Here is a 24960-nt window from a genome sequence, read left to right as displayed (position 1 = left end):
TGTACGGTCAGGGGCGCTGGAAGAGCACCTCGGGGTTGGCCGGGGTCGGGCCGTCCAGCAGCCGGGCCGGCCGGCCGCGCAGGCTCCGGTCGAAGAAGGCAGTCACATAGCTTCGGGTGATCGCGGTCGAACGGACGGCGGAGAGCGGCGCGTCCGGGTCCTCGATGCCGAGCTGCTCCCCGATCTCCGGGGTGTCGGTGAACGTGAAGTGCCCGGCCTCCAGCACGGTCAGCCACCGCTTGAAGCCGTCCAGCCGTTCCCAGCCCTCGTCCCAGGACGTGTCGCCGCCAGGAGCGTGCCCGGGGTCGGTCCCCAGCATCAGAAACGGCCGCCGGTCCAGTCCCCGGGCGGGGACCGGGTCGAAGAACGTGCCGTCCATGGTGACGCCCGCGTCGACCCGGCGGTCGGCGGCCATCGTGGAGGCGGCCGCGTCGCCCCCGATGGAGTGGCCCGCCATGCCCACCCGGTGCGGGTCGATCGCCCGGGCGTGCCGCCACGCCGGGCGCGGCCCCGTCAGCCGGTCCAGCAGGAACGAGAAGTCGGCGGCCCGCCCGGTGGAGACGGTCGCCAGCACCGTGCGCCGCGCCGCCTCGTCGGGCTGCGCCCGCACCACGTCGCACGCGGCACACGGGAGGACCCGGCCGTCGGGCAGCTCCGTGCCGGTCGACTCGTACGGATGGTCCGCGGTCGCCACGACGTAACCCCGGCTCGCCAGTTCCTCCGCGAGCCCGGTCAGCGTGGCCCGCGGTGTGCCGAAGCCGGGGGAGAGCAGCACCAGCGGGAAGCGTCCCGGGGCCGGCCGGGCGGCCGTACGGGAGTGGGTCCGGGTGGCGGCGACCAGACCGGGCCACTCCGGGTCGTCCAGCCCGCGCTGCGCGAGCATCAGCCGGGCCTCCTCCTCCGGCATGTACGGGGCCGGGTCGCCGCCGCTGCCCGGCCGGGCCGGGTAGTGCAGCGACACCAGCAACTGGCGCGCCCCCGCGGCCGGCACCCAGGGGTCGGTCCGCCCGTGGTCGGTGAGGAACAGGGTGTCGCGGCCGGTGGCGTACGGGCCGGTGGGGCGGGGGAGCGTCAGCGCGGCGGGCTCGGCGAGGTCACCGGGGGCCGCGCCCGGGGCGGCGGCCGACGCTGGTGACGCCGTCGTCGCCGGACCGGACGCCGAGGCGGGCGCGGCCGTTCCGGCCAGGGCGGCCAGAGCGCTCAGGGCGAGCGCCGCCGCGGTCGCGGCGACCCCGGCCGGTCTGGTGCGAAGGAGGATCGTCATGTCCGCAAAGCTAGGCGGGCGAGCGGACGAGCGCATCGGACGCCGGGTGGAGCCGGTGTCGGACCACGGGTGGACCCCCGCTGCGGTGCCGACCGCATCCGGCCGTCCCTCCCGCCGGGTGATCGCTCCCTGCGACGCCGGGCCGCCCACCGCCGTACTCTGGGCGGGGAGCAGGGCAGTGGGGGCGGGGAGGAAGCCGGACGTGGGTGCAGTGAAGAGCAAGCGGATGCCGCGCGCCGTGCGCGAGCAGCAGATGATGGACGCCGCCGTGCAGACCTTCGGGCAGCGCGGCTACCGGGCCGCCTCGATGGACGAGATCGCGGAGCTGGCCGGCGTCTCCAAGCCGTTGGTCTACCTCTACCTGAACTCCAAGGAGGACCTCTTCTCCGCCTGCATCCGCCGCGAGGCGAACGCCCTGCTGGAGGCGGTCCGGGCCGGGGTGGACCCGGGGCTGCCCGCCGACGGCCAACTGTGGGCGGGGCTCAGGGCGTTCTTCGTCCACACCGCCGAGAATCCGGACGCCTGGTCGGTCCTGCACCGTCAGGCGCGCTCGCACGGGGAGCCGTTCGTCAGCGAGGTCGGCTGCATGCGGGACGAGATCGTCGCGTTCGTGACGGGCCTGATCGGAGCGGCCGCCCGCGAGGCCCACAGCGACCCGGCCCTCGCGGACCGGGACGTGGCGGGGCTCGCGCAGGCCCTGGTGGGGGCCGCGGAGTCGCTGGCGGGCTGGGCCAACGACACCCCGGACGTCTCGGCGCGGGAGGCCGCGGCGACCCTGATGAACTTCGCCTGGGCGGGCCTGGGGAACCTGATGCACGCCCGGACCTGGACGCCTCCGGCGGCATAGGGGCGGTTGCGGCGGAACCGCAACCTCTCCGCGTGGCGGCGACAACTCACCTGCCGCACAGACTGGTTGAGTACACGTACTCAAGAAGGCGGTTGCCTGCGAGGCCGAGACTGTGGGCCCGACTCGCAACACGAGGAGCAGGCGATGGCCGCCACCGACCCGTATACCGCCCCGTCGCCGGACCTGAGACTGTCGCCGCATCGCCGGCTGCCGGCGGCCTTGGCCGTCGCGGTGACCGCGGCTCTCGTCGTGTCGAGGTTCGGCGCCGCCGACCCCACCACCTGGCTGCTGGAGACGGTGTGGGTGATGGTGGGCCTGCCGCTGATCATCCTGCTCCGGGTCCGTTTCCCGCTGAGCGGCCTGCTCTGCGGGCTGCTGGCGGCGCATGCCCTGGTGCTCATCGTGGGCGGCCACTACACCTACGCGGAGGTGCCCGTCGGAGACTGGGTACGCGACTGGCTCGGCTGGGACCGCAACCCCTACGACCGCTTCGGCCACCTCATGCAGGGCTTCGTCCCGGCCGTCCTGGTGCGCGAACTGCTCGTCCGTACCTCCCCGCTCCGCGGCAGCCGCTGGCTCCCCGTGCTCACCGTCTGCGCCTGCCTGGCCTTCAGCGCCGTCTTCGAGATGCTGGAATGGCTGGCGGCCGTCACCGGCGGCGAGGCCGCGGACGCGTTCCTGGGAACGCAGGGAGACGTGTGGGACACCCAGTGGGACATGTTCTGCGCCCTGATCGGCGCCACCTGCGCCCTGCTGCTCCTGAGCCGCGTCCACGACCGTGCCCTCACCCGTCCGGGCCTGGAGAGGCCGGTGCGCCGACAGCGCGCCGAGGAGGGAACGCCGGCCGTGCGGGTCAGTCCTTGATGTCGACGAAGACCTGATGTCCTTCGGCGGTGATGTCGTACGCGGGGTCCGCGGCGCCGTCGGGCGCGACGATGCCGATGCCGACGGACATCTCGCTCTCGAAGTTCGTCAGGTAGCGCACTTCAAGGATGCGCTCATTACCGGCCGGGGGCGTGAAGCGGCTGTCCGGGCTCACTCCCACGAAGGCCACTCGGAGGAACTTGCTTCCCTTGATCTCGATGGTTCTGCCTTCGGCCCCGGACAGGGTCTTCTCGTAGGAGTCCAGGTGGTCGGGGGCAGGGCCGTCGAACGCGAAGGTGACCCGGTCGCCCTCCGCCGTCTCCGTCACCGTCACCGCCGTGACCTCCGGCGGCTCCGCGGAGCCGTTCTGTTCCGACTCCTCGCCGGCCGTCGCCGACGACGTCTCCGAGGGCTCCAGCGACGAAGTGGCCGCCGCGGGCTGTCCCTGGCCGTCCTCCGTCTTCCCGCCCTCGCCCCCACAGGCGCTCAGCGCCATCACCACCGTTGACGCCAACGCGACGTTCGACCAACCAGCTACGCGTCGTGCTCGCATGATCCCGTGCCTCCTGGGTCGCCCAATCCGTCCCATCCGCCTGCCCCTTGACCTTTCCTTTACTCGAACGGATCGGGAACCCGGAACAGCAGGAGGGCCGCCGGCCGCACCGGCCATCGCACCGTCACCCGGCCCGAACGCAGTAGCTCACGGCCTCCGGTCCACCGCCCCCACCAGGTGCACGCGCCCCTCGGGCCCCCGCAGCGCGAAGGCGCTCCCGGCGGTGTCGGCGGCGTACGTCACGGTGGCGGGCAGCAGGACAGGGGCCTTGAACTCGGCCCGTACGGAACGGATATCAGCAACGTTCCCGGCCTCGGCCAGGCAGCGTGCGGCCGTCCACATGCCGTGCGCGATGGCCCGGGGGAAGCCGAACAGCCGGGCGGCCAGCGGGTGCAGGTGGATCGGGTTGCGGTCCCCGGAGACGGCTCCGTACCGCCGCCCCAGATCGCCGGGCAGTCGCCACTCGGCCCGGGCGGGCAGCTCTTCGGCGGCCGGGGCGGCGGGTGCGGGAGCCGGTGAGGCCGTCGCCCGATCGACTGCCGGGGCCGCGTGGCGGTGGCGGGACAGATACCCGCTGCGGGACTCCCACACCAGCTCCCCGGCCACCCGCGCCTCGGTCGCCATCGTGACCTCGGTGCCCCGCCGGTGAGGGGTCAACCCCCATGCCTGAGCGGTCAGTTCGAGCGGCTCGGTCGGTTGCACGGCCCGGTGCGGGGTGATCTCGATCCAGGTGTGGACGAGCCCGAGCACCGGCAGCGGGAAGGCGCGGCCGGTCATCAGCCGCAGGGTGAGCGGGAAGGCCAGGACGTGCGGGTACGTGAGCGGCAGTGGGCCTGCCTCCGTGAACCCGCAGATCCTGCCGTACGCCGCGAGCGGGCCGGGCGCGACAGGCGCGGCCGGGCGGGTGAGGCGGCCCGGGGGCAGGGCGGCGTCCGGTCGTCCGGCGCGCTTGAACGGCGAGGAGAGGGCCCCGCGCACGAGCGAGGCGCTGAGTGAGGTCATCGGTTTCACGCCCCCAGCAGGCTCTGGCCGCAGACGCGCAGCACCTGGCCGTTGACGGCGGCGGAACCGGGCTGGGCGAACCAGGCGACGGCCTCGGCGACATCGGCCGGAAGTCCGCCCTGGGAAAGGGAGTTCATGCGGCGGCCCGCCTCCCGGATGAACAGCGGCACGGCGGCGGTCATCTTCGTCTCGATGAACCCGGGGGCCACCGCGTTGACCGTGACGCCGTGCTCGGCGGCGGCGCGCGGGCCGAGCGAGCGGACGAGGCCGATGACGCCCGCCTTGCTGGCCGCGTAGTTGGTCTGGCCGTTGTTGCCCGCGATGCCCGCGATGGAGGCGGTGCCGACGATCCGGCCGCCCCGGTTCACGGCGCCCGAGGCCAGGAGCTCGTCGGTGGTGCGCAGGACGCTGTCGAGGTTGACGTCGATGACCTGGGCCCAACGGTCGGCGGGCATGTTGGCGAGGCGGCGGTCGCGGGTGATGCCCGCGTTGTGGACGAGGACGTCGAGCCCGTCCGGCGTGGCGGCGGCGATCCGGGCCGCGGCGTCGGGTGCGGTGATGTCCAGCGGCAGCGCGGTGGCCCCGAGCCGGTCGGCGGTGCGGACCAGGTCGTCCCGGGCCTGCGGAACGTCCAGCACGATCACGTGGGCCCCGTCGCGGGCGAGCACCGAGGCGACGGACGCGCCGATGCCCCGGGCGGCCCCGGTCACCAGGGCGGTGCGGCCGGTGAGCGGGGCGTCCCGGTCGGCCTCGGGGTCCGGGGCGGCGGTGGTCAGCTCGATCACCTGGCCGCTGACGTAGGCGGACCGGGGGGAGAGGAGGAAGCGGAGGGTGGACTCGGCGGCCCCCGGCGCGGCCCCGGCCGGAATCCGCACGAGCTGGGCGGTGGAGCCGCGCCCGATCTCCTTCCCCAGCGACCGGACGAAACCCTCCAACGCCTGCTGGGCAGCGGCCTGATGGTGGTCCTCGGAGGACGGGGGCGTGCCGATGACGACGATCCGGCCACCGGGAGCCTGCGACCGTACGACAGGATGCAGGGCCGCGTGCACCTCGGCGAGGCCCCGGGCGGAGGTGACCCCGGTGGCGTCCAGCACGATCCCGGCGGGCCGCGCCGCCTGCGGGTCGACCGTGAGCCCGGTCGCCGCCAGCGCCTTCGCCAGCTCGTCCGTGATCGCCGAGTCCCCGGCAGTGAGGTGCAGCAGCGGCCCGTCCAGGCGCGGGGTCTGCAGGGTCCAGCGGCGCAGCGGGGTGGGCTGCGGCAGGCCGAGCCGGCGGGTGAGGAAGCGGCCGGGTGCTGTGCCGGTGAGGTGCAGATAGCGATCGGCCATTGTCCTGACTCCCTGCTCGGTCGTAGATTTACTCTTGAGTAAGGTTACTGAAGAGTCAGGAGCTGGTCGAGATGAACAATCCCGGACCGACCGAGACGAGATGGTCACGATGACGAGCCAGGGCCCGTTCGTCCCGCTCCCACTGCCCCAGCCGCGCCGCGTCGCGGTGATCGGCGGCAGCCGTACCCCCTTCGCCCGCTCCGACGGCCCCTACGCGACCGCCTCCAACCAGGACCTGCTGACGGCCGCGCTGAACGGCCTGGTCGAGCGGTACGGCCTGGCCGGCGACCGGGTCGGGGCGTTCGTCGCGGGCGCGGTCCTCAAGCACAGCCGCGACTTCAACCTGGCCCGCGAGACCGTGCTCGGCTCCGCTCTCGACCCTCGCACCCCGGCGTACGACCTCCAACAGGCCTGCGGGACCGGCCTCCAGGCGGTCATCGCCGCCGCGAACACCATCGCGCTCGGGTCCGTCGACTCGGCGATCGCCGGCGGCTCCGACACCACCAGCGACGCCCCGCTCGGCGTCAACGACGACCTGCGCCGCATCCTGCTCGCCGCCCGCCGCGCGAAGACGACGGGAGCCCGCCTGGCGGCCCTCGCCGCCGTACGCCCCCGCCACCTCGTCCCGGACATCCCGCGCAACGCCGAACCTCGCACCGGCCTGTCGATGGGCGAGCACGCCGCCGTCACCGCGCGCCGCTGGGCGGTGACCCGCGAGGACCAGGACCTGCTGGCCGCCACGAGCCACCAGCGCCTGGCGGCCGCGTTCGAGCGGGGCTTCCTGGACGACCTGGTGGTCCCGTACCGGGGCCTGGACCGCGACCAGAACCTGCGCCCGGGGTCGACGGTCGAGAAACTGGCGGGGTTGAAACCGGTGTTCGGGACTTCCGGCCCCAACCCCACCATGACAGCCGGGAATTCGACCCCGCTGACGGACGGGGCGGCGACGGTCCTGCTGGCGACGGAGGAGTGGGCGCGGGAGCGGGGTCTGGAGCCGCTCGCCTACCTCTCCCTGTACGAGACGGCGGCCGTGGACTACGTGAACGGCGACGACGGCCTCCTCATGGCCCCGGCGTACGCGGTGCCGCGCCTGCTGGAGCGGGCCGGGCTCGGCATCGAGGACTTCGACCTGTTCGAGATCCACGAGGCGTTCGCCTCCCAGGTGCTGGCCACCCTCGCCGCCTGGGAGAAGCAGGGACTGTCCCCGGTGGACCGCACCCGCCTGAACGTGGCCGGGTCCTCCCTGGCCACCGGCCACCCCTTCGCCGCGACGGGCGCCCGGATCGTGGCGACGCTGGCGAAGCTGCTGGCGGAACGGGAGGGCCCGGGCCGGGGGCTGATCTCGATCTGCGCGGCGGGCGGTCAGGGGGTGACGGCGATTCTGGAACGCCCGTAGTCCAGTTGTTCTCTGTCTTTCCCCTGCCGGACGGACGACCCGGCGAACCGACCCGCCCGACCCCCGACCGAGGAGCCGCACGTGTCAACGCCAACTTCCGCCGTATCCGCATCCGCTGGTCCGCTGCCCGTCCTGATCGAGCCGACGAAGAAGCGCGGCCCCGACGGCAGGGTCCAGGAGGTCTCCGTACCGAGGTTCGCACCGACGGTCGAGCACGGCTCGCTGGCCGAGATCCCGTTCGACAACGCCCGGGAGGCTCCGGCGGACCTGGTCCTCAGCCGCAAGGACGCCGAGGGCGCCTGGCGGGACGTGACCGCCGCCGACTTCGCGGCCGAGGTGCTGGCGGTCGCCAAGGGCCTGATGGCGGAGGGGCTGCGGGCGGGGGACCGGGTCGCGATCATGGCCCGCACGACGTACGAGTGGACGCTGCTGGACTTCGCGGCGTGGGCGGCCGGCCTGGTGACGGTCCCCATCTATCCGACCTCCTCCGCGTTCCAGGCCCGCTGGATCCTCCAGAACTCCGGCGCGGTGGCGTGCGCGGTGGAGACGACGGAGCAGGGCCGCCTGATCAGCCAGGAGCGCAAGCAGCTCGGCGACCTGGCACACCTGTGGCAGTTCGACACGGGGGCGATCGGCCACCTCAAGTCCCTCGGCAAGGACATCCCGGACGCGGCGGTCGCGGCCCGCCGGGCCACCCTGGAACCGGACAGCCCGGCGACCCTCATCTACACCTCGGGCACGACGGGCCGCCCGAAGGGCTGCGTCCTGACCCACGGCAACTTCTTCGCCGAGGTCGACAACGCGATCGAACTCCTCCACCCGGTCTTCAAGTCGGTCTCCAAGGAACCGGCTTCGACCCTGCTCTTCCTGCCCCTCTCCCACGTGTTCGGCCGGATGGTGGCGATCGGCTGCATGCGGGCGAGGGTGCGCCTCGGCCACGCCCCCTCCATCCAGACCGAGGACCTCCTCGCCGACCTGGCGGGCTTCCGCCCGACGTTCCTCCTGGCCATCCCGTACGTCCTGGAGAAGGTCTACAACACGGGCCGGGCGACGGCGGAGAAGATGGGCCGGGCGTCGTCGTTCGACCGCGCGGCGAGGATCGCCCAGCGTTACGGCAAGGCGGTGGAGGCCGCCGAACACGGTACGGGCCCGGGTCCGGGCTTCGGCCTGCGCGCGGCCCGCGCCCTGTACGACCCGCTGGTCTACCGCCGCATCCGGGCGGCGCTGGGCGGCAAGGTCCGGTACGTGATCTGCGGCGGCTCCCCGCTGGGCCGCCGGCTCGCCGCGTTCTACGAGGGCGCGGGCATCGGCATCTTCGAGGGCTACGGACTCACGGAGACCACGGCCGCCCACACGGTGACCCCGCCGCTCAAACCCCGCCTGGGCACCGTGGGCTGGCCGTTGCCCGGTACGTCGGTGCGCATCGCGGAGGACGGCGAGGTGCTGCTGCGGGGCGGCCAGGTGTTCCGGGGCTACTGGGACGGGGAACGGGCGGAGGTGACCCCGGCGCTCCTGGCGGACGACTGGTTCCCGACGGGCGACCTGGGCGCGCTGGACGAGGACGGCTACCTGACGATCACGGGCCGCAAGAAGGACATCATCATCACGTCGGGCGGCAAGAACGTCACCCCCGCCCCGCTGGAGGACTGGCTGCGCGCGCACCCCCTGGTCAGCCAGTGCATGGTCGTCGGCGACAACCGCTCGTTCATCACCGCCCTGATCACCCTGGAGCCGGACGGCCTCCATCACTGGCGCCAGATGACGAAGAAGCAGGACCTCCCGATGCGCGACCTGGTCCACGACGAGGACCTGCGCACGTCGCTCCAGAAGGCGGTCGACGAGGCCAACCGCCTGGTCTCCCGCGCGGAGTCGATCCGCAAGTTCACGGTCCTGCCGGTGGACTTCACGGAGGAGCGCGGGCACTTGACGCCGTCGCTGAAGCTGAAACGGGAGGCGATCGCGCGGGACTTCGCGGGGGAGATCGAGGCGTTGTACCGGAAGTGAGGGCGCCTCCGGGCCCCGGAGGCGGGCGGGCCGTGGCTCTGCTGACCGGCATGGGTGACACCCGCTTCCGGAGGGGGAGTGAGCTCTGGCAGTGAGGAGTCCCGCCCTGCCGTGAGGCGCCGTCCTGCCTGCTCAGCGCCCCGCGCCGGCGTACGCAGCCCCGCTCGTTTCGTGCCGGGCCCGGCCCCGTCCGCTGAACAGGCGGCGGCGCAGCTCGGTGGCATGGCGCGGGCGCGGCTGGGCGAGCGCCCGGTAGACGTCGAACCACTCCTGTTGCGCACGGACCAGGTCGGGGGGAAGGAGAAGCGCTCCATCCCTGAAGCGGGTCGGTCACACCTGTGCGTATCCGCCGTCGGCGAAGAACTCGGCGCCGTTGACGTAGCTCGCCGCATCCGAGGCGAGGAACGTCGTCACCGCGGCGATCTCCTTGGGCTCGGCGAGGCGGCCCAGCGGGACGCCGTCTCCGGCCTGCTTGAGCGCCTCGGGCGGGATCAGCTCCAGCAGGCCCGGGGTGCGTGTGCCGCCCGGGGACACGACGTTCACGCGAAAGCCGTGTGCGCGCGAGCTGAGGGCCCAGCCGCGGGCAAGGCTGCGCACCGCGGCCTTCGACGCCGCGTAGACCTCGAGCCCCTCGTCGGGCCGCGTCCCCGCGGTCGAGCCTGTCAGGATCACCGATGCGCCGTCGTTCAGGTGCGGCAGCGCCTGCTGGAAGGTGAAGATCGTCCCCTTGACGTTGGTGGCGAACATGGAGTCGACCACCTCCTCCGTCACCTCGCCGAGCGGGGCTACGGTGGCGATGCCGGCGTTGGCGACCAGCACATCGATCCGGCCTGCCTGTTCGCGCACGGCTCGGTAGAAGGCGTCGAGCTCCGAGGGCACCGAAGCGTCGCACACCATGCCGGTGACGCCGTTCCCGAGTTCGGCGACCGCGGCCTCCAGTGCGTCCTTGCGGCGACCGGTGATGAACACCCGGGCGCCTTCGTCGCGAAACGCGCGTGCCGTGGCGAGGCCGATGCCGGTACTGCCTCCGGTGATCGCTGCGACCTTGTCCGTCAAGACGGCCATGTTGTCCTCCTCGGATGGTTATGGACTGCTAGGTAAATAACCATCTCTGATATGGACCGTGCAGTCAAGAACTGGATGGGCGGGGCCAGGGTGCGCTGGTCGGGGCCGCGTACGAGCGCCTCGGGCCCGCGCGCGGCCTGCGGGCGTCCGGGCGAGGCGCAGCACTGAGGTGCACGGGGAAGTGCTCAGGCGCACGTGGAAGTGCTCAGGCGCACGGGTGCCGCGGTGGCACCGGGCAGGCGGGTGGGCTCCGCTACTGCGCGACGGGGGGCAGCAGCCGTGCCAGGACGGACCGGGCCGCCGCGGTGAGCGCGTCGGCGTCCATGCCCGTGCGCCCGAGGGCGATGAGGCCGAGCTGGGCGACGAGGACCGTGCGGGCGGTGTCGGCGGGGTCCGCGTCAGGGGCGAGGTCGCCCTCGCGCCGGGCGCGCTCCAGCGCCTCGGCGAGGATGACGGTGATCGCGTCGTAGCTCCGGCGGGCCTCGGCCGCCACCTCCGGAGTGGTGGTGGCGAGTTCGGCGTTGCTGTTGGCCAGCAGGCACCCCCGGCGCGCGACGGCCCCGGTGGGGTCGGCGGCCGGGCCGAGCACGAATGACCGCACCAAGTCGATGCCTCGCGCCGCGGACTCCAGGCTTTCGCGAAGCGTCAGCAGGTTGGCATTGTCGTAGTCGCGCAGTACCCGCAAGAACAGGGTGTGCTTGTCTCCGAACGCGCCGTACAGGCTCCCCTTGCCGAGCCCGCTGACACGCAGCAGGTCCTCCAGCGACGTCGCCGCGTATCCCTTGTCCCAGAACGCGTCACGGACAGCGAGGATCACGCGCTCTTCGTCGAACTTACGGGGCCGGGCCATATCCGTATCGTACGCATTTCTGGACCGCGCGGGCCATAACGAGTCCGTCCACAGCCGGGCGGGCTCGTCAACGCCGCCGCCGTCACCGCCGATGCGCGCGGCGGCGCGTGGCATGGCGCAGTGACACCCCCGTGGTGTGGCGCAAAACCCGTCGATCATCGTTCGCGCGGACTGGCACCCTGGCCGTAAAGGCCCGTCGGCAGCAGATCCGCGGGCAGGGCGTCACGAAGGAGCGGCCGGATGGCGACTGTCGTCGATCTGATCACCTATCCCGTCAAGGGGTGCGCGGGAACGTCCGTGAGCAGTACGCAGCTGACCCCGGCGGGTCTCGCGCACGACCGAAGCTTCATGGTCGTCAGCGTCGACGGGGTCTACCGCACCCAGCGCCGCGACCCCCGCCTAGCCCTCGTCCGGCCCACCGTCAGCGCCGACGGCAGCCGGATCACGCTCGCCTCCGCCGAGCCGGACGGCGGTGACGGCGTGGTGCCCGGGGACCTGCACGTGGACGTCACCACCTCCGCCGCCCGGCGCGACGTGGACCTCTTCGGCGCGACGTACCAGGGCATCGACCAGGGCGAGGAGACCGCCGCCTGGCTCACGGACTTCCTCGGCACCCCGAGCCGCCTGGTCCGCGTACCGCCGGAGCACGACCGGAAGACCGACGGCCTGACCCCCGGTACGTCCGGTTACGCCGACAGCAGCGCCGTCCACGTGCTCTCCCGCGCCTCCCTCACCCACCTGCACACGCGGCTGGCCGAGCGTGGCGCCCCGCCCCTGGCCATGGACCGCTTCCGCCCGAACATCGTCATCGACAGCCACCCCGAGGGAACCCACGCGGAGCAGGCGGCGGACTGGGCGGCGGAACCTCACGCCGAGGACCGGATCCGCCGCGCGACCATCGGCGCGGCCGGGCTGGGCTACACCAAGCTCGCCGTGCGCTGCGCGGTCACGCTGGTCGACCAGGAGGCCGGGGCCCGGGGCGGGCCGGAGCCGCTGCGGACGCTCGCGGACTACCGGCGCTTCTCGGCGGGCGGGGTGGTGTTCGGTGCGAAGTTCGCCGTGGTGCGGCCGGGGAAGCTGTCGGTGGGCGACGAGGTGGCCGTCGAGGAGTGGGGCGACGCGGAGGCGTGACGCCGCGCGCCGCCCCTGGGGTGGGTCACTCGAAGAACTTCAGGCTCCACCCCTTGTCGGACGTGGGGCCGGGCACGTTGGCCCGCGAGTAGGTGGTGTCGCCCCACCAGGCGAACGTACCGGTGTACCAGTGGCGGTTGGCCCAGGAGTACGGGGTGCCCTTCGCGACCGCGTGGTACATCGACGGGAACCTGGGGCCGGCCGGCGGGCTGGTGTTGATGTCGCCGTGCAGCAGGACGAAGGTGTGGTGGCCGGGCCCGTTCACGTACAGCGTTGGATCCCAACCCGCCATCATGGTCGCGCGGTTGGAGCCGAACAGGCAGCCGTTCGACTTGTACCAGTCCCATACGTAGGTGGGGTCGCCGCCCTTGCGCAGCCGCAGGTCCGCCAGACAGTACTGCTCGCTCCAACTGCCGTTCGCGGAGTACGCGATGTGCAGTTGCCCGTTGGGGTCCTTGATCGCCTCGGGGCTCTCGTTGATGAACGGGTTGCCGACCACCCGCTCCCAGCTCTCGCGCGGCTGCGAGATGACGTACCGCGAGCCGGTGGGCTGGGTCGGGCTGCTCATCCGGGCGATGTAGAGGTTCTGCTCGACATTGGTGTCGCCCGCCCACCCGGACCAGACGAACCAGCGCTGCCCCTCGAAGGTGAACAGGGTGCCGTCGATGGCCCATTTGTTGTCAGGCAGGGCGAGTTGGGTCTCGGCACCGTACCCGCTGTCCGGCGAGGCCGAGCTGATGACGAACATGCGGTGGGCGGCCCCGACACCGGCCGTGAAGTAGATGTAGTACCGCCCGCCGTCCATCACGATCTCGGGGGCCCAGACCTCCCCGCGGCCCCGGCTGTCCGTCCAGACCTGCCGGGCGGGCGCCGTGGCCAGCCCGTCCGTGGACGACGCCTGCCGTACGACGATGCCGCCGCCGGTCGACTGGACGCCGACGTACGTACTGCCCACCCGCAACACGCTCGGGTCGGCCGCCCGCAGGCTGGTCTGTCCCTGCGGCGCGGCCTCACGGCCGGGCGGCGCGCCCTGGGCGGTTCCGGGAGGCGACAGGAAGAGCGTCGCGGCGAGAGCGCCGACCAGCGCGAGCGCGCCGAGGCCGGACGAGCGGCGGAAGAGTCTCTTGGGCTTGCTCATTGCGTTGCTCATGGGCTCGCTCCCGGGTGAGGGATTCGATGACGGCGACGGCGACGGCGATGAGACGGTGACGCGATGAGACGGTGACGACGATGGCGATTTACATCGATAGAAGAGCGCTCTCGCAGAATCCCGTGGGGCGAAGCCCCTGTCAACGACTCGGGCGCAGCCTCTGTCGAAGGCGCGGAGTCAAAGGCTCGCGCGGCCCTGCGCTCGGCGGTGACGGCACGTTCCGGTGAACACGCGGCCGAGCTGATCGTCCAGCGCGGCGAGAACGGCCACCTCCGGGGTGCCGTCCGGGTCGATGTGCGTGTGCAGGGCGAGTCCCTCGGCGAACGCAACGATATGCAGGGCCTGTTGACCGGCGTTGACGCCCTTGTCGACTTCGCCGCACTCCGTGCCGTTGTCGATGGCTCGCGTGACGCGGGCGCGGACCCCCGCGAGGGTCTCCCGCTGGACGGCGGCGAGGCGCGCACTGTGTGCGGCCCGGTCCGCGAAGGCGAGCCGGACCAGGAACTCGGCGCGGCGGGCGTCGTCGAGCGGAACCAGTTCGGCCAGCGCCTGCCGCAGCATGGCGGCGATGGTGCGGCCCTCGGTCTCGCCCCGGTTCACCGCCGCGTCGACACGTGCGGTGAACCGCCGGTTGACGTGCGTGAACGTCGTCAGCAGCATGTCGTCCTTCGCCGTGAAGTAGTGCTGCACCAGGCCCACGGACACGCCCGCTTCGGCGGCGGTCCGCGCGACGGTCACGGCAGCCAGGCCGTCCCGCACGATCAGGCGTTGGACGGCGTCACTGATCTGCGCGTGGCGGGCGTCGTGGTCGGCGACTCTCGGCATGCGAGGACGGTATCGCGTGCTATAACCGTATGCCCATACTGTTATTGGAAAGGAGCCTTCGATGGCACGTGGACGCTCAACCCGCCTTTTAGGTCTGGTGCTTGCCCTTGCTCTGCTGTCGCCCGGCACGGCCGCAGCGGATCAGGAGATCGCCGACCGGGGGCACGCCGACCGTGGGCCCGGTGGCCGGGGTACGGCCGGAAGCCGGCCCGACCCGGCCCTGCGAACTCTGTCCGAAGGGGTGGTGGCCGCCCCGAACCCCAACCCCGGTGCCTTCCTCCTCGCCCGCGAGGGCACGCAGGTCCGATCCGGGTCGGCCGGTGTCGCCGACCGTTCCACCGGTACGCCGATGACGCCGGACCTGAAGTTCCGTGCCGGGAGCCTCACCAAGACCTTCACCGCGACGGTCGTGCTGCAACTCGTCGCCGAGCGCCGGCTACGGCTCGACGACACCGTGAACAGCCTGCTGCCGGACCAGGTACGCGCCGACAACGCCCTGTCCGGCGAGCCCATCACCGTCCGCCAGCTGCTCAACCACACGAGCGGGCTCTACGACTACCTCGACGGTCTGCTGCCCCACTTCCGCAGCCTCGACCAGTACTGGCCCCGCGACCAGTTGATCGGCATCGGCCTCGACGGGCCCCGGTACTTCCCGGCACCCGGCACCCGGTTCAGGTACTCCAACACCAACTACCTGCTGCTCGACCTGATCGTCGAACGGGTCACCGACCGCGACCTGCGGACCAACCTCGAACGCCGGGTCCTGGTCCCCCTCGGGCTGCGTGACACGTCGTATCCGCTGGCGAAGACCACGATCGACGGACCTCACGCGCGCGGCTACACGGACGTCTCGTTCTTGCTACCGGACGCGCCGGACGCGACCCGGTTCGACATCACCGGGTTCAGCCCGTCCGAGGCCGGGGCTTCGGGCGCTCTGGTCACCACGGCTGCCGACGTCGCGCGCTTCTATCGGGCGCTCCTGCAGGGGCGTCTGCTGCCGCCCGGTCTCCTGCACTCGATGCTCACCGACACCGTCCCCACGACCGGCAGCGCCCCGCCCGCAGTCGGCTACGGCCTGGGTGTGTACGTCTACGCCACCGACTGCGGTCCGGCGTACGGCCATGGCGGCACCGCCCCCGGGTATCTCACGTTCGCCCTCAACAGCCGCGACGGGCGCGAGCAGCTCGTCGCGCACACAAACTGGAGTTCGCTCACCGACACGGGGATCGACGAGGACTTCTGGGCCGCGTTCCGGCAGGGGTACTGCGACCGCGCTTGAGGGCGGGGGGCCCGGGAACCACGAGGGCCGCGGGACCGGCGGTGGGTCACGGCAGCGCCGTAGCTCCGCCGCCCGGTCCGCGAAGGTCAGCGGCTCCGGTCCGGTCGTACCGTTGCCCCTCGTGCGCATCGCCGGTCAGGGCGGCGACGGCGACCGCAGCCACGTCCCCGGGTCGACGACTGCCTGCCGGGAGTCGCCGGTCAGGTCCGGTACCGGCTGTCCGACCCGGATCAGCTCCCGGTGCCACAAGACGTTCGAGGCGAAGCTCGGCGGGCGACGGTCGCCCCGTCGAGCTGCTCACCGCTGCCGACGGCGGACAGCTTGACGATCTTACGGACGACCCTCGCCCGCGCGGCCGTGACCAGGGCGACGTCGAGGTCCGCGGTCTGCACGGGCGGCACGGTTCGCGCCACCGCCGCGCGAGGTGCGTGTCGTGCCGGTCGCCGTCCACATGGTCCACGGGAACCTCCAGCTCGCGAACGTGGACTTCGCGGAGTTCGCCGAGGAGGCAGCCGCAGATCCGGACGGGGTCGTCCGGGGCGTGTGAGGAGTGGATCGGCCGGGCGCTGCGGCTACGCGGTCCCCGCGATCCCGTCCAGCCGCGCCCGCAGCTCCGGCGTGAGCTCGATGTCCGCCGCCGCCGTGTTCTCCTCCAGGTGGGCGACGCTCGACGTGCCCGGGATCGGGAGCATCACCGGGGAGTGGTCCAGCAGCCAGGCCAGGCAGACCTGGGTGGGCGTGGCGTCCAGTTCGGCGGCGACCGCCGCCACCTCCGCGCGGTCGCCCGCCTTGCCCCAGGCGACCGTGCGCCACGGCAGAAACGCGATGCCCGCCGCCTCGCACGCCGCGAGGACCGGTTCGTGTTCGCGGTCGGTGAGGTTGTAGCGGTTCTGGACGCTCGCGATGTCGACGATCTCCCGGGCCTCGGCCAGTTCGGCTGCCGACACCTCGGACAGGCCGATGCGGCCCACCTTGCCCGCGTCGCGCAGGTCCCGCAGGGTGCCGAGCTGGTCGGCGAGCGGGGTCTTCGGGTCGATGCGGTGGAGCTGGAGCAGTTCGAGGCGGTCGACGCGAAGGCGGTGCAGGGCCCGGTCCACCTCCGCGCGCAGGGATTCGGGGCGGCCGTTCAGGGCCCAGTCCTCCGTCTCCGGGGAGCGGACGACCCCGACCTTCGTGGTGATCAGGAGGTCCTTCGGGTACGGGTGGAGCGCCTCGGCCAGGACCTCCTCGTTGGCCCCCTGCCCGTACAGGTGGGCCGTGTCGATCAGCGTGATGCCCAGCTCCACCGCCCGGCGGGCCACGGCGATAGCTGATGGCCGGTCCTCGGGGCGTTCGGTGGGCAGGTGCATCGCACCGAACCCCAGCCGCCCCACCGCCAGGTCTCCGCCGATGCGGAACGTCGTCGATGGCATGTTCTTCGTGCTCCCCCTGTTCGGCTGCCCGGCGACCCGGGCCAGGCCACGAACGTAACCCCGCACTTAGGGTGTTGGCATGTCGCTGAGCCTCATTGTTCTCGCCTCCGGTCGCTCCCTGGAGCTTTCCGGACTGCGGATGTCCTCGACCTACGCGGGTTTCCTGGAGGGCTATCCGTGCAGGCGGATCAACGACATGAGGGTCAGCGGCCTGCTGCGGGCGGCCGAACGGGAGTCTCCCCGCGCTCCGGTACACCTTGTTCCGCCCTCCATCGAGTATCCGGAGGTGGAGGCCGGCGCCTTCGGGCCCGTCGAGGTGCTGCCCGCCGTGGCGTGTGTCGGGTCCTTCCACTCGACGCCGGTCGCCGCGGATCATGACCCGGTGCTCTATCGCTCGCTCCTGACCGTCGCCTGGTTCCAGGACAGCCCTGAGGTCCCGTCGGGTGACGCGGCCGGCTCCGTCCTCGGCGACCTCCGCTGGGAGGAGCTGGCCGGCGACGACGAGCTGTAGCGCGGAGGAGCCGGCCCGCCTCGCCGGGGCGTGCCGTCGGTCGGCGGTGGGTGTGCCGGGAATCAGGGCGTCCCCGGCCCCTGGAGGATCTGGAGGTAGTTGCCCACCGGGTCCACGATCGTGGAGAAGAACCAGCCGTCCCCGGTGTCCTCGACCGGCCGCACCCAGGTCACCCCGAGGGTGTTGAGGTGCTTCTCGGCCGCCCGGATGTCGCGCACGGTGAGGTTGATCAGCTGTCGGCCCGGTTCGGCGGCCCGGTCCGCGACGTCGTCCCGCTGGTCGAAGCCGATGATCGCCCCGGGGCCGACCAGCAGCATGTGCTCCGCCCAGCGGGCGCCCAGGGGCTCCAGCGCGGCGCGGTACCAGGCGATCAGGGCGTCGGAGTCGGTACTGCCGATGAGGACACCGAGGCCCGTGATGCCCCCGGTGTGGGTGGTGTCGGTGCTGTCGTCGGTGGAAGCCGTCACGGTTGTTCTCCTTGGCTCTGTCGGTAGTTCCTGCCGCGTGCGGATCGGACCCGCCCCGGTCGGTCGGACCCGCCCCGGTCGGTCGATTTGTCCTGCCTACCACTCATGACCGTTTCCGGCGGCGAAACTCATCGGTGCCCGCCGCCGGAGCGCCCCGATGTGCCCCCACCCCTTGTCTGATGGTCCGTCAGGTATGACGATGGCGGCCGTCACCCGGGGCGGGACCGCCCCGGGCCGGAGGGGAAGGAGGCCGCCGTGCCGATACCGCCCAGCGGGCCGCTGTCCTACGGGATGCAGCTGCCGGTCCAGTCGCAGAGCGTCATCTACGCGGAACCCTGGGAGGCGGCGGCGACCCCCGCCGATCTCGTCCGGGTCGCCCGCGCCGCCGATCGCTGCGGTTTCGCCTACATCGCCGGGTGCGACCATGTCGCCATCCCGCGACGGCTCGCGGAGGGCATGAGCACCGTCTGGTACGACCCCGTCGCCACGCTCTCCTTTCTCGCCGGGGTCACCGAGCGCGTCCTGCTGATGAGCCATGTCGCCGTCGTCGGGCTGCGTCATCCGCTGATCACCGCCAAGCAGTACGCCACCCTCGACCACCTCAGCGCCGGGCGGCTGATCCTCGGTGTCGGGGCCGGGCATGTACGGGAGGAGTTCGAGGCGGTCGGGGCGGACTTCGGCGGGCGCGGGGGCGTGCTGGACGAGTCGATCGACGCGCTGCGGGCCGCGCTCGGGCCCGAGGAGTACCCGGAGTTCGCGGGGGAGCGGTTCTCGTTCAGCGGGCTCGGGCAACTGCCCCGGCCGGCCCAGGAGCGGGTGCCGATCTGGGTGGGCGGCTCCTCGCCCGCCGCCGTGCGCCGGGCCGCCGTACGGGGGGACGGGTGGCTGCCGCAGGGCGACCCCCGGGAACAGCTGCCCGCGCAGATCGCGCGGCTGCACGCCCTGCGCGAGGAGGCGGGCGTCGCGGCACCGATCGTCGTCGGGGCGATCACCGAGCCGCTGTACGTCGGTGAGCCCGGGTGGCCCGTGGGGCGGCGCACGCTCACCGGGAAGCCCGAGGCGCTCGCGGAGTCGCTGCGGGAGTACGCGGAGATCGGCGTGCACCAGATCCAGGTGCGCTTCCGGAGCCGGAGCGTGGACGAACTGACCGATCAGATGGCGGCGTTCGGTGCGGACGTGGCTCCTCACCTCGGTACGTGAACTCACCTCGGTACGTGAACGGAAGGGGAACGGACATGGGCAAGCTGGACGGGCGGGTCGTCCTCGTCACCGGAGCGGCACGCGGGCAGGGCGAGCAGGAGGCGCGGCTCTTCGTCGAGGAGGGTGCGCGGGTCGTCGTCGCCGATGTGCTGGTCGAGCAAGGAGAGGCGCTGGCCAAGGAGCTGGGGGAGTCGGTCGCGCGGTTCGTGCGGCTGGACGTCGGGAGCGAGGAGGAGTGGGGCGCTGCCGTCACCGCGGCCAAGGACGCCTTCGGGAAGATCGACGGGCTCGTCAACAACGCCGGCATCCTCCGCTTCAACGAACTGGTCAACACCCCGCTGGCCGAGTTCGAACAGGTGGTGCGGGTCAACATGACCGGTGCGTTCCTCGGGATCCGGGCCGTCGCGCCGGAGATCGAGGCCGCGGGCGGCGGGACGATCGTCAACACGTCCTCGTACACCGGGCTGACCGGCATGCCCCTGGTCGGCGCGTACGCCGCGACCAAGCACGCGGTGCTGGGGCTCACCAGGGTCGCCGCCATGGAGCTGGCGGGCAAGGGGATCCGGGTCAACGCTGTCTGCCCCGGAGCCGTCGACACCGCCATGAGCAACCCGGCGCTGCTGGACGCGGACGCCGACCTGGCGACGTCGAGCGCCGCCCTGGACGCGTACTACCGCAAGCTCCTCCCGATGGGCCGGATCGGGCGGCCCGAGGAGATCGCCGCGCTGGTGCTGTTCCTGACCGGGCCCGACTCCTCGTACGTCACCGGACAGCCGTTCGTCGTGGACGGGGGGTGGCTGGCCGGGGTCAGCCCCTTCTGAATCCCGTACGTCCCGGAGCGTCCAGCTGACGCGACGTCAGCTATTGACGCGTTGCCGCGGCGGTGGAACAGTCGGTCCCATCGCAATCTGACGGATCGTCAGATAAGTCGTCAGGAAAACTTGAGGACGGTGAACCTCCGTGGAATTCGGGCTCTTTGTTCAGGGGTACGTGCCCGCCGCGCGTGCCAAGGTGGACCCCGAGGCAGAGCACAAGGCGCTGATCGAGGAGACCGAGTACGTCATCCAGGCGGACAAGTCCGGCTTCAAGTACGCCTGGGCCTCCGAGCACCACTTCCTGGAGGAGTACTCGCACCTCTCCGCCAACGACGTGTACCTCGGCTATCTCGCGCACGCCACCGAGCGCATCCACCTCGGCTCCGGCATCTTCAACCCGCTCGCGCCGGTCAACCACCCGGTGAAGGTCGCCGAGAAGGTCGCGATGCTCGACCATCTCTCCGAAGGGCGCTTCGAGTTCGGCACCGGGCGCGGGGCCGGCAGCCACGAGATCCTCGGGTTCATGCCGGGCATCACCGACATGAACCACACGAAGGAGCTGTGGGAGGAGACGATCGCCGAGTTCCCCAAGATGTGGCTCCAGGACGAGTACGTCGGCTTCCAGGGCAAGCACTGGTCGCTCCCGCCGCGCAAGATCCTGCCGAAGCCGTACGGGGGTGCGCACCCGGCCATGTGGTACGCGGCCGGGTCGCCGTCCTCGTACGCCATGGCGGGCAAGAAGGGGCTCGGGGTGCTGGGCTTCAGCGTGCAGAAGGTCTCCGACATGGAGTGGGTCGTCGAGTCCTACAAGAACGCGGTCAAGGACGCGGAGCCGGTGGGGGCGTTCGTCAACGACAACGTGATGGTGACGTCCACGGCCATCTGCGCCGAGACGCACGCCAAGGCGGTGGAGATCGCGGTGGGCGGCGGGCTGAACTACCTCCAGTCGCTGCTGTTCCGCTACCACGACACGTTTCCCCGGCCGGAGGGGATTCCGGAGTGGCCGCAGCTGCTGCCGGAGTACACCGAGGAGATCGTCGAACTGCTCATCGCGGAGGAGCTGATGATCTGCGGGGATCCCGACGAGGTGTTGAAGCAGTGCCGGCGGTGGGATCGGGCGGGGGCGGATCAGTTGAGCTTCGGGCTGCCGATCGGGATCAGTCCCGAGGACACGATGAACACGATCCGGCTGATCGGGGAGCACGTGATTCCGCAGATCGATACGGATCCCGTGCATCGGACCTCGCGGTTCCGGGCCGCCGCCGGGAGCTGAACCCTCGGGCTCACGTCGGGGCTCCGCCCCGAACCCCGCTCCTCAATCGCCGGAGGGGCTGAAATACGCGCCTCAAACGCCGGCGGGGCTGAAATACGCTCCCATCGCCGGAGGGGCTGAAATACGTGCCTCCAACGTCGGCGGGGCTGGAAATTCCCAGGCCGGGCGGCGTCTTCCCGGACCGTCGCCCTGATGAGCCGGGGTGCGTACCGCGGCCCAAGCGTGCGTGCCCCGGCTGTCCCCACCCGTCCCCGCCGGGCCGAAGAAGGAACCCCCAGAAGGGAACCGTCATGCTCGACCACCTCATCCGCCGCGCGACCGTCGTGGACGGCACCGGCGGGCCCGCGTACACCGCCGACATCGGTATCCGCGGCGGCCGGATAGCCGTCATCGCCGAGCCGGGGACCGTCACCGAAGAGGCCGTCACCAGCGAGGACGCCGACGGGCTCGTTCTCGCCCCCGGGTTCGTCGACCCGCACACCCACTACGACGCCCAGCTCTTCTGGGACCCCTACGCCACCCCCTCCATGAACCACGGAGTCACCACCGTCGCGGGCGGCAACTGCGGGTTCACCCTCGCGCCGCTCCACCCCGACCGGCCCGAGGACGCCGACTACACCCGGCGGATGATGTCGCGGGTCGAAGGCATGGCGCTCGCCGCCCTGGAGGAAGGCGTCGACTGGACCTGGTCCACCTTCCGCGAGTACCTCGACGCCCTCGACGGCCGCATCGCCGTCAACGCCGGGTTCATGGTCGGCCACTGCGCCCTGCGCCGGCACGTCATGGGCGCGGACGCGGTCGGCGGACAGCCGACCCCCGCGCAGCTGGACGCCATGCTCGCCCTCTTCCACGACGCCATGGACGCGGGGGCCTGGGGGCTCTCCACCACCCAGTCCGCCACCCACTCCGACGGCGACGGCGAGCCCGTCGCCTCCCGCCACGCCCTCCCCGAGGAGCTGCTCGCCCTCTCCCGCGCGGTGGGCGAACACGAGGGGACGCAGTTGGAGGCGATCGTCGCGGGGTGCCTGGACCAGTTCTCCGACGAGGAGATCGACCTCTTCGTCGACATGACCGCCGCCGCCGGGCGTCCGCTCAACTGGAACGTCCTCACCATCGACGCCGCCGTCCCCGAACGCGTACCGCGCCAGCTGATCCCCAGCGAACGCGCCCGCCGGGCCGGTGGCCGGATCGTGGCCCTCACCATGCCGATCCTGACCCCCATGAACATGTCGCTCGGCACCTTCTGCGCCCTCAACCTCATCCCCGGCTGGGGCGACGTCCTCGCCCTCCCCGTCCCCGAGCGCATCGAACGCCTCCGGGACGCCGCCACCCGCGCCGAGATGCTGCGCCGCGCCGACAGCAAGGAGGCCGGGGTCTTCAGGCGGCTCGCCAACTTCGGCCGGTACGTCATCGGGGACACCTACAGCGCCGCCAACGAAGGCCTCAGCGGCCGGGTCGTCGACGACATCGCGGCCGAACGCGGCCAGGACGCCTTCCACTGCCTGGTCGAGATCTGCGCCGCCGACGACCTGCGTACGGTCCTGTGGCCGATGCCCACCGACAACGACCCCGACTCCTGGGCCCTGCGGCAACGCACCTGGGAGCACGAGGACGTCATGCTCGGCGGCTCCGACGCGGGCGCGCACCTGGACCGGATGTGCGGGGCCCCCTACACCACCCGCTTCCTCGGCGACTGTCTGCGCGGGCGCAAGCTCGTGTCCCTCACCGCCGCCGTCAAGATGCTCACCGACGACCCGGCCCGGCTCTTCGGGCTGCGCGAGCGCGGCCGGATCGAGGAGGGCTTCCACGCCGACCTCGTCCTCTTCGACCCCGAGCGGATCGACGCCGGGCCCGCCACCCTCGTCCACGACCTGCCCGGGGACAGTCCGCGCCTGGACTCCAAGGCCATCGGGATCGTCTCCGTGCGCGTCAACGGGGTCGAGACCCTGCGCGACGACAAGGTGACGGGGGCCGTGCCGGGGACGGTGCTGCGCTCGGGCCGCGACACCCGGACGGTGAGTACCGCGTGAGCGCCGCACCCGAGCGGTTGTTCATCGGTGGGGAGTGGACCGAACCCGCCGACGGCCACTACGAGGTCATCGACCCCGCCACCGAGGAGGTCGTCGGCCTCGCCCCCGAGGCGAGCCGCGCCCAGGTGTACGAGGCCGCGGCGGCGGCGAGAGCGGCCTTCCCGGCCTGGTCGCGGACCAGGCCCGAGGAGCGCGCCGCGATCCTGGACCGGGCCGCGGACATCGTCCAGCGGGACTTCCTCGCCCACGCCGAGATCGCCCGGCGGGAGAGCGGGGCCACCGCATCCACCGCCCGTGGGATGCAGGTGGGGGTGGGCGTCGCCCGCTTCCGGCGGTACGCGCGCGGGGCCCTGGAACCCGTGGAGGAGGCCATCGCGCCCCAGATCAACGAGGCCGGCCCGATGGGGCGGGCCGGGGTCTTCGGGGCGCTGGCCGTCCGCCAGCCGGTCGGCGTGGTCACCTGCGTCACCTCGTACAACAACCCCTGGGCCAACCCGGCGGGCAAGGTCGCGCCCGCGCTCGCGATGGGCAACACGGTCGTGGTGAAACCCGCCCCGCAGGACCCGCTCTCCGTCTACCGGATGGCCGCCGCCCTCGCGGAGGCGGGCGTTCCGCCGGGGGTGGTGAACGTCGTCACCGGGTCGGGTGCGGAGGCGGGAGAGGCGGCCGTCGACTCTCCCGACGTCGACATGGTCAGCTTCACCGGGTCCACCGCCGTCGGGCAGCGCATCGCGGAAGTGTGCGGGCGCGGGATGAAACGGCAGCTGATGGAGCTGGGCGGCAAGGGCGCGGCACTCGTCCTCGACGACGCGGACCTGGGCTCCGCCGTCGCGGGCATCGGCACGACGTTCTCCTTCTACAGCGGACAGATCTGTACGGCTCCGACCCGCGTCCTGGTCCATCGGTCCCGCCAGGACGAGCTGGTCGCCGCGCTCGCCGCGTACGCGAACGCGCTCACCGTCGGCGACCCGGCCGACCGGGCCACCGTGGTCGGCCCGGTCATCTCCGCCGCCCACCGCGACCGCGTCGAGGCGTACGTGGAGCTGGGCCGGAAGGAGGGCGCGCGGGTCGTCGCGGGCGGCGGGCGCCCCGCCCACCTGGACCGGGGCTTCTACGTGGCCCCCACCCTCCTCGCCGACTGCACCCCCGACATGCGGGTCGTCCGCGAGGAGATCTTCGGGCCGGTCGTCGTGGTCGTCCCCTTCGACGACGAGGAGGAGGCCGTCGCGCTCGCCAACGACAGCGACTACGGCCTCATCGACTACGTCTGGTCCGGCGACGTGGCCCGCGCCTTCCGGGTGGCCCGGCGACTGCGCGCGGGCGGGGTCGGCGTCAACACGGTCGGGCGGAACATGGAGGCCCCGTTCGGCGGGTTCAAGAGGAGCGGGGTGGGACGGGACGTGGGCTCGTACGCGCTGCACGCCTACAGCGAGACGCAGGCGATCGTCTGGCCCGGCTGACCACCAGGGCCTCGCGCTCTGGATCGGGCCGGCTCGCGAGGCGGCACGGGAAAATTTTGAACCCACACAAAACGGACAGGGCTGCGGTTACCGTACGTCGTCACGCTCGGTCGAGCGGCATGCATTGCAAGGTTTCATGTGAATGTGACCTTTAATTGGCGAGGTGTTCACGGGTGATTGGTCGTCATAGTCAAGGGTGAGACGTTGGAGTCTCGCGCTCCGGATGTGGATATC

At 72.1% G+C, this 24960-nt stretch carries 24 protein-coding genes; 13 read left to right on the top strand and 11 right to left on the bottom strand.

Annotated features, from left to right (window positions below; genetic code table 11):
- Nucleotides 1–7 precede the first annotated feature (7 nt).
- Nucleotides 8–1264 carry an alpha/beta hydrolase family protein gene (locus tag ACFWRV_RS14995; protein WP_384333780.1) on the bottom strand — a complete coding sequence of 419 codons (1257 nt, stop codon included), beginning with the start codon at nt 1262–1264 and terminating at the stop codon, nt 8–10.
- A 202-nt stretch (nt 1265–1466) separates the two neighbouring features.
- Between ACFWRV_RS14995 and ACFWRV_RS14990 the strand changes: the two genes are divergently transcribed.
- Nucleotides 1467–2111, top strand: a complete 645-nt coding sequence (locus tag ACFWRV_RS14990) for a TetR/AcrR family transcriptional regulator (RefSeq protein ID WP_384333777.1) — start codon at nt 1467–1469, stop codon at nt 2109–2111.
- A 144-nt stretch (nt 2112–2255) separates the two neighbouring features.
- The gene (locus ACFWRV_RS14985; protein WP_384333774.1) at nt 2256–2975 is read left to right on the top strand and encodes a DUF2238 domain-containing protein; all 720 of its coding nucleotides are present in this window, start codon (nt 2256–2258) and stop codon (nt 2973–2975) included.
- On the opposite strand, the gene ACFWRV_RS14980 is transcribed toward ACFWRV_RS14985, so the two are convergent.
- The 3 genes from ACFWRV_RS14980 to ACFWRV_RS14970 all read right to left on the bottom strand — a co-directional run bounded on the left by ACFWRV_RS14980 (nt 2965) and on the right by ACFWRV_RS14970 (nt 5858).
- Complete coding sequence (locus tag ACFWRV_RS14980; protein ID WP_384333771.1) at nt 2965–3528, bottom strand: hypothetical protein; 564 nt, start codon at nt 3526–3528, stop codon at nt 2965–2967. The two genes, ACFWRV_RS14985 and ACFWRV_RS14980, sit on opposite strands and share 11 nt — an antisense overlap.
- A 147-nt stretch (nt 3529–3675) precedes the next feature.
- A complete protein-coding gene (locus tag ACFWRV_RS14975; protein WP_384333768.1) occupies nt 3676–4530 on the bottom strand; it encodes a MaoC family dehydratase in 855 nt (284 codons plus the stop codon).
- A gap of 5 nt (nt 4531–4535) precedes the next feature.
- Nucleotides 4536–5858: a 3-oxoacyl-ACP reductase gene (locus ACFWRV_RS14970; RefSeq protein ID WP_384333765.1), complete on the bottom strand. Its 1323-nt coding sequence runs from the start codon at nt 5856–5858 to the stop codon at nt 4536–4538.
- 100 nt (nt 5859–5958) lie between these two features.
- On the opposite strand from ACFWRV_RS14970, the gene ACFWRV_RS14965 reads away from it, so the two are divergent.
- Nucleotides 5959–7254: an acetyl-CoA C-acetyltransferase gene (locus ACFWRV_RS14965; RefSeq protein WP_384333762.1), complete on the top strand. Its 1296-nt coding sequence runs from the start codon at nt 5959–5961 to the stop codon at nt 7252–7254.
- Nucleotides 7255–7335: 81 nt separating this feature from the next.
- Entirely contained in the window at nt 7336–9258 is a 1923-nt protein-coding gene (locus tag ACFWRV_RS14960; RefSeq protein ID WP_384333759.1) for an AMP-dependent synthetase/ligase, read from the top strand.
- A gap of 330 nt (nt 9259–9588) precedes the next feature.
- On the opposite strand, the gene ACFWRV_RS14955 is transcribed toward ACFWRV_RS14960, so the two are convergent.
- Together ACFWRV_RS14955 and ACFWRV_RS14950 are read right to left on the bottom strand one after the other, a co-directional pair.
- A complete protein-coding gene (locus tag ACFWRV_RS14955) occupies nt 9589–10323 on the bottom strand; it encodes an SDR family NAD(P)-dependent oxidoreductase (protein WP_384333756.1) in 735 nt (244 codons plus the stop codon).
- 253 nt (nt 10324–10576) lie between these two features.
- On the bottom strand, nt 10577–11173 hold the full coding sequence (locus ACFWRV_RS14950) for a TetR/AcrR family transcriptional regulator (protein ID WP_384333753.1): 597 nt from the start codon (nt 11171–11173) through the stop codon (nt 10577–10579).
- 240 nt (nt 11174–11413) lie between these two features.
- On the opposite strand from ACFWRV_RS14950, the gene ACFWRV_RS14945 reads away from it, so the two are divergent.
- Nucleotides 11414–12304, top strand: coding sequence for an MOSC domain-containing protein (locus tag ACFWRV_RS14945; RefSeq protein WP_384333750.1), 891 nt, complete (start codon nt 11414–11416; stop codon nt 12302–12304).
- 25 nt (nt 12305–12329) lie between these two features.
- Here ACFWRV_RS14945 and ACFWRV_RS14940 read toward each other — a convergent pair whose 3' ends face one another.
- Nucleotides 12330–13454, bottom strand: coding sequence for a glycoside hydrolase family 43 protein (locus ACFWRV_RS14940; protein ID WP_384333747.1), 1125 nt, complete (start codon nt 13452–13454; stop codon nt 12330–12332).
- A gap of 177 nt (nt 13455–13631) precedes the next feature.
- A complete protein-coding gene (locus ACFWRV_RS14935; protein ID WP_384333744.1) occupies nt 13632–14279 on the bottom strand; it encodes a TetR/AcrR family transcriptional regulator in 648 nt (215 codons plus the stop codon).
- A gap of 97 nt (nt 14280–14376) precedes the next feature.
- On the opposite strand from ACFWRV_RS14935, the gene ACFWRV_RS14930 reads away from it, so the two are divergent.
- Nucleotides 14377–15558 (top strand): serine hydrolase domain-containing protein, encoded by a 1182-nt coding sequence (locus ACFWRV_RS14930; protein WP_384333741.1) that lies wholly within the window; start codon nt 14377–14379, stop codon nt 15556–15558.
- 230 nt (nt 15559–15788) lie between these two features.
- On the opposite strand, the gene ACFWRV_RS14925 is transcribed toward ACFWRV_RS14930, so the two are convergent.
- Nucleotides 15789–15950 (bottom strand): hypothetical protein, encoded by a 162-nt coding sequence (locus ACFWRV_RS14925; RefSeq protein WP_384333738.1) that lies wholly within the window; start codon nt 15948–15950, stop codon nt 15789–15791.
- 41 nt (nt 15951–15991) lie between these two features.
- On the opposite strand from ACFWRV_RS14925, the gene ACFWRV_RS14920 reads away from it, so the two are divergent.
- Entirely contained in the window at nt 15992–16105 is a 114-nt protein-coding gene (locus ACFWRV_RS14920) for a DUF6924 domain-containing protein (protein ID WP_384333735.1), read from the top strand.
- Nucleotides 16106–16130: 25 nt separating this feature from the next.
- Here the strand turns inward: ACFWRV_RS14920 and ACFWRV_RS14915 are convergent, their stop codons facing one another.
- The gene (locus ACFWRV_RS14915; protein ID WP_384333732.1) at nt 16131–16970 is read right to left on the bottom strand and encodes an aldo/keto reductase; all 840 of its coding nucleotides are present in this window, start codon (nt 16968–16970) and stop codon (nt 16131–16133) included.
- A gap of 79 nt (nt 16971–17049) precedes the next feature.
- On the opposite strand from ACFWRV_RS14915, the gene ACFWRV_RS14910 reads away from it, so the two are divergent.
- Nucleotides 17050–17481, top strand: a complete 432-nt coding sequence (locus ACFWRV_RS14910; RefSeq protein WP_384333729.1) for a hypothetical protein — start codon at nt 17050–17052, stop codon at nt 17479–17481.
- A 62-nt stretch (nt 17482–17543) separates the two neighbouring features.
- On the opposite strand, the gene ACFWRV_RS14905 is transcribed toward ACFWRV_RS14910, so the two are convergent.
- Nucleotides 17544–17948, bottom strand: coding sequence for a VOC family protein (locus ACFWRV_RS14905; protein WP_384333726.1), 405 nt, complete (start codon nt 17946–17948; stop codon nt 17544–17546).
- A gap of 255 nt (nt 17949–18203) precedes the next feature.
- On the opposite strand from ACFWRV_RS14905, the gene ACFWRV_RS14900 reads away from it, so the two are divergent.
- From ACFWRV_RS14900 to ACFWRV_RS14880, 5 genes are all read left to right on the top strand, one after another.
- A complete protein-coding gene (locus ACFWRV_RS14900) occupies nt 18204–19148 on the top strand; it encodes an LLM class F420-dependent oxidoreductase (RefSeq protein WP_384333723.1) in 945 nt (314 codons plus the stop codon).
- A gap of 35 nt (nt 19149–19183) precedes the next feature.
- Entirely contained in the window at nt 19184–19969 is a 786-nt protein-coding gene (locus ACFWRV_RS14895; RefSeq protein WP_384333720.1) for an SDR family NAD(P)-dependent oxidoreductase, read from the top strand.
- A 139-nt stretch (nt 19970–20108) separates the two neighbouring features.
- A complete protein-coding gene (locus ACFWRV_RS14890) occupies nt 20109–21236 on the top strand; it encodes an LLM class flavin-dependent oxidoreductase (RefSeq protein ID WP_384333718.1) in 1128 nt (375 codons plus the stop codon).
- A gap of 290 nt (nt 21237–21526) precedes the next feature.
- Nucleotides 21527–23266: an amidohydrolase family protein gene (locus tag ACFWRV_RS14885; RefSeq protein ID WP_384333715.1), complete on the top strand. Its 1740-nt coding sequence runs from the start codon at nt 21527–21529 to the stop codon at nt 23264–23266.
- Complete coding sequence (locus ACFWRV_RS14880) at nt 23263–24726, top strand: aldehyde dehydrogenase family protein (RefSeq protein WP_384333712.1); 1464 nt, start codon at nt 23263–23265, stop codon at nt 24724–24726. The genes ACFWRV_RS14885 and ACFWRV_RS14880 overlap by 4 nt, the downstream gene beginning before the upstream one ends.
- Nucleotides 24727–24960 lie beyond the last annotated feature (234 nt).

It is taken from the genome of Streptomyces sp. NPDC058576, assembly GCF_042718715.1.
GTDB lineage: Bacteria > Actinomycetota > Actinomycetes > Streptomycetales > Streptomycetaceae > Streptomyces.
The sequence above is the reverse complement of the archived record's forward strand: the minus strand, read 5'-3'. Positions and strand labels throughout refer to the sequence as shown.

What these genes read in the sequence shown, in the direction of transcription:
- ACFWRV_RS14995 (WP_384333780.1), bottom strand. Translation starts at nt 1,264, where the DNA reads ATGACGATCCTCCTTCGCACCAGACCGGCCGGGGTCGCCGCGACCGCG.
- ACFWRV_RS14985 (WP_384333774.1), top strand. Translation starts at nt 2,256, where the DNA reads ATGGCCGCCACCGACCCGTATACCGCCCCGTCGCCGGACCTGAGACTG.
- ACFWRV_RS14980 (WP_384333771.1), bottom strand. Translation starts at nt 3,528, where the DNA reads ATGCGAGCACGACGCGTAGCTGGTTGGTCGAACGTCGCGTTGGCGTCA.
- ACFWRV_RS14975 (WP_384333768.1), bottom strand. Translation starts at nt 4,530, where the DNA reads ATGACCTCACTCAGCGCCTCGCTCGTGCGCGGGGCCCTCTCCTCGCCG.
- ACFWRV_RS14970 (WP_384333765.1), bottom strand. Translation starts at nt 5,858, where the DNA reads ATGGCCGATCGCTATCTGCACCTCACCGGCACAGCACCCGGCCGCTTC.
- ACFWRV_RS14965 (WP_384333762.1), top strand. Translation starts at nt 5,959, where the DNA reads ATGGTCACGATGACGAGCCAGGGCCCGTTCGTCCCGCTCCCACTGCCC.
- ACFWRV_RS14955 (WP_384333756.1), bottom strand. Translation starts at nt 10,323, where the DNA reads ATGGCCGTCTTGACGGACAAGGTCGCAGCGATCACCGGAGGCAGTACC.
- ACFWRV_RS14950 (WP_384333753.1), bottom strand. Translation starts at nt 11,173, where the DNA reads ATGGCCCGGCCCCGTAAGTTCGACGAAGAGCGCGTGATCCTCGCTGTC.
- ACFWRV_RS14945 (WP_384333750.1), top strand. Translation starts at nt 11,414, where the DNA reads ATGGCGACTGTCGTCGATCTGATCACCTATCCCGTCAAGGGGTGCGCG.
- ACFWRV_RS14940 (WP_384333747.1), bottom strand. Translation starts at nt 13,454, where the DNA reads ATGAGCAACGCAATGAGCAAGCCCAAGAGACTCTTCCGCCGCTCGTCC.
- ACFWRV_RS14935 (WP_384333744.1), bottom strand. Translation starts at nt 14,279, where the DNA reads ATGCCGAGAGTCGCCGACCACGACGCCCGCCACGCGCAGATCAGTGAC.
- ACFWRV_RS14915 (WP_384333732.1), bottom strand. Translation starts at nt 16,970, where the DNA reads ATGCCATCGACGACGTTCCGCATCGGCGGAGACCTGGCGGTGGGGCGG.
- ACFWRV_RS14910 (WP_384333729.1), top strand. Translation starts at nt 17,050, where the DNA reads ATGTCGCTGAGCCTCATTGTTCTCGCCTCCGGTCGCTCCCTGGAGCTT.
- ACFWRV_RS14895 (WP_384333720.1), top strand. Translation starts at nt 19,184, where the DNA reads ATGGGCAAGCTGGACGGGCGGGTCGTCCTCGTCACCGGAGCGGCACGC.
- ACFWRV_RS14885 (WP_384333715.1), top strand. Translation starts at nt 21,527, where the DNA reads ATGCTCGACCACCTCATCCGCCGCGCGACCGTCGTGGACGGCACCGGC.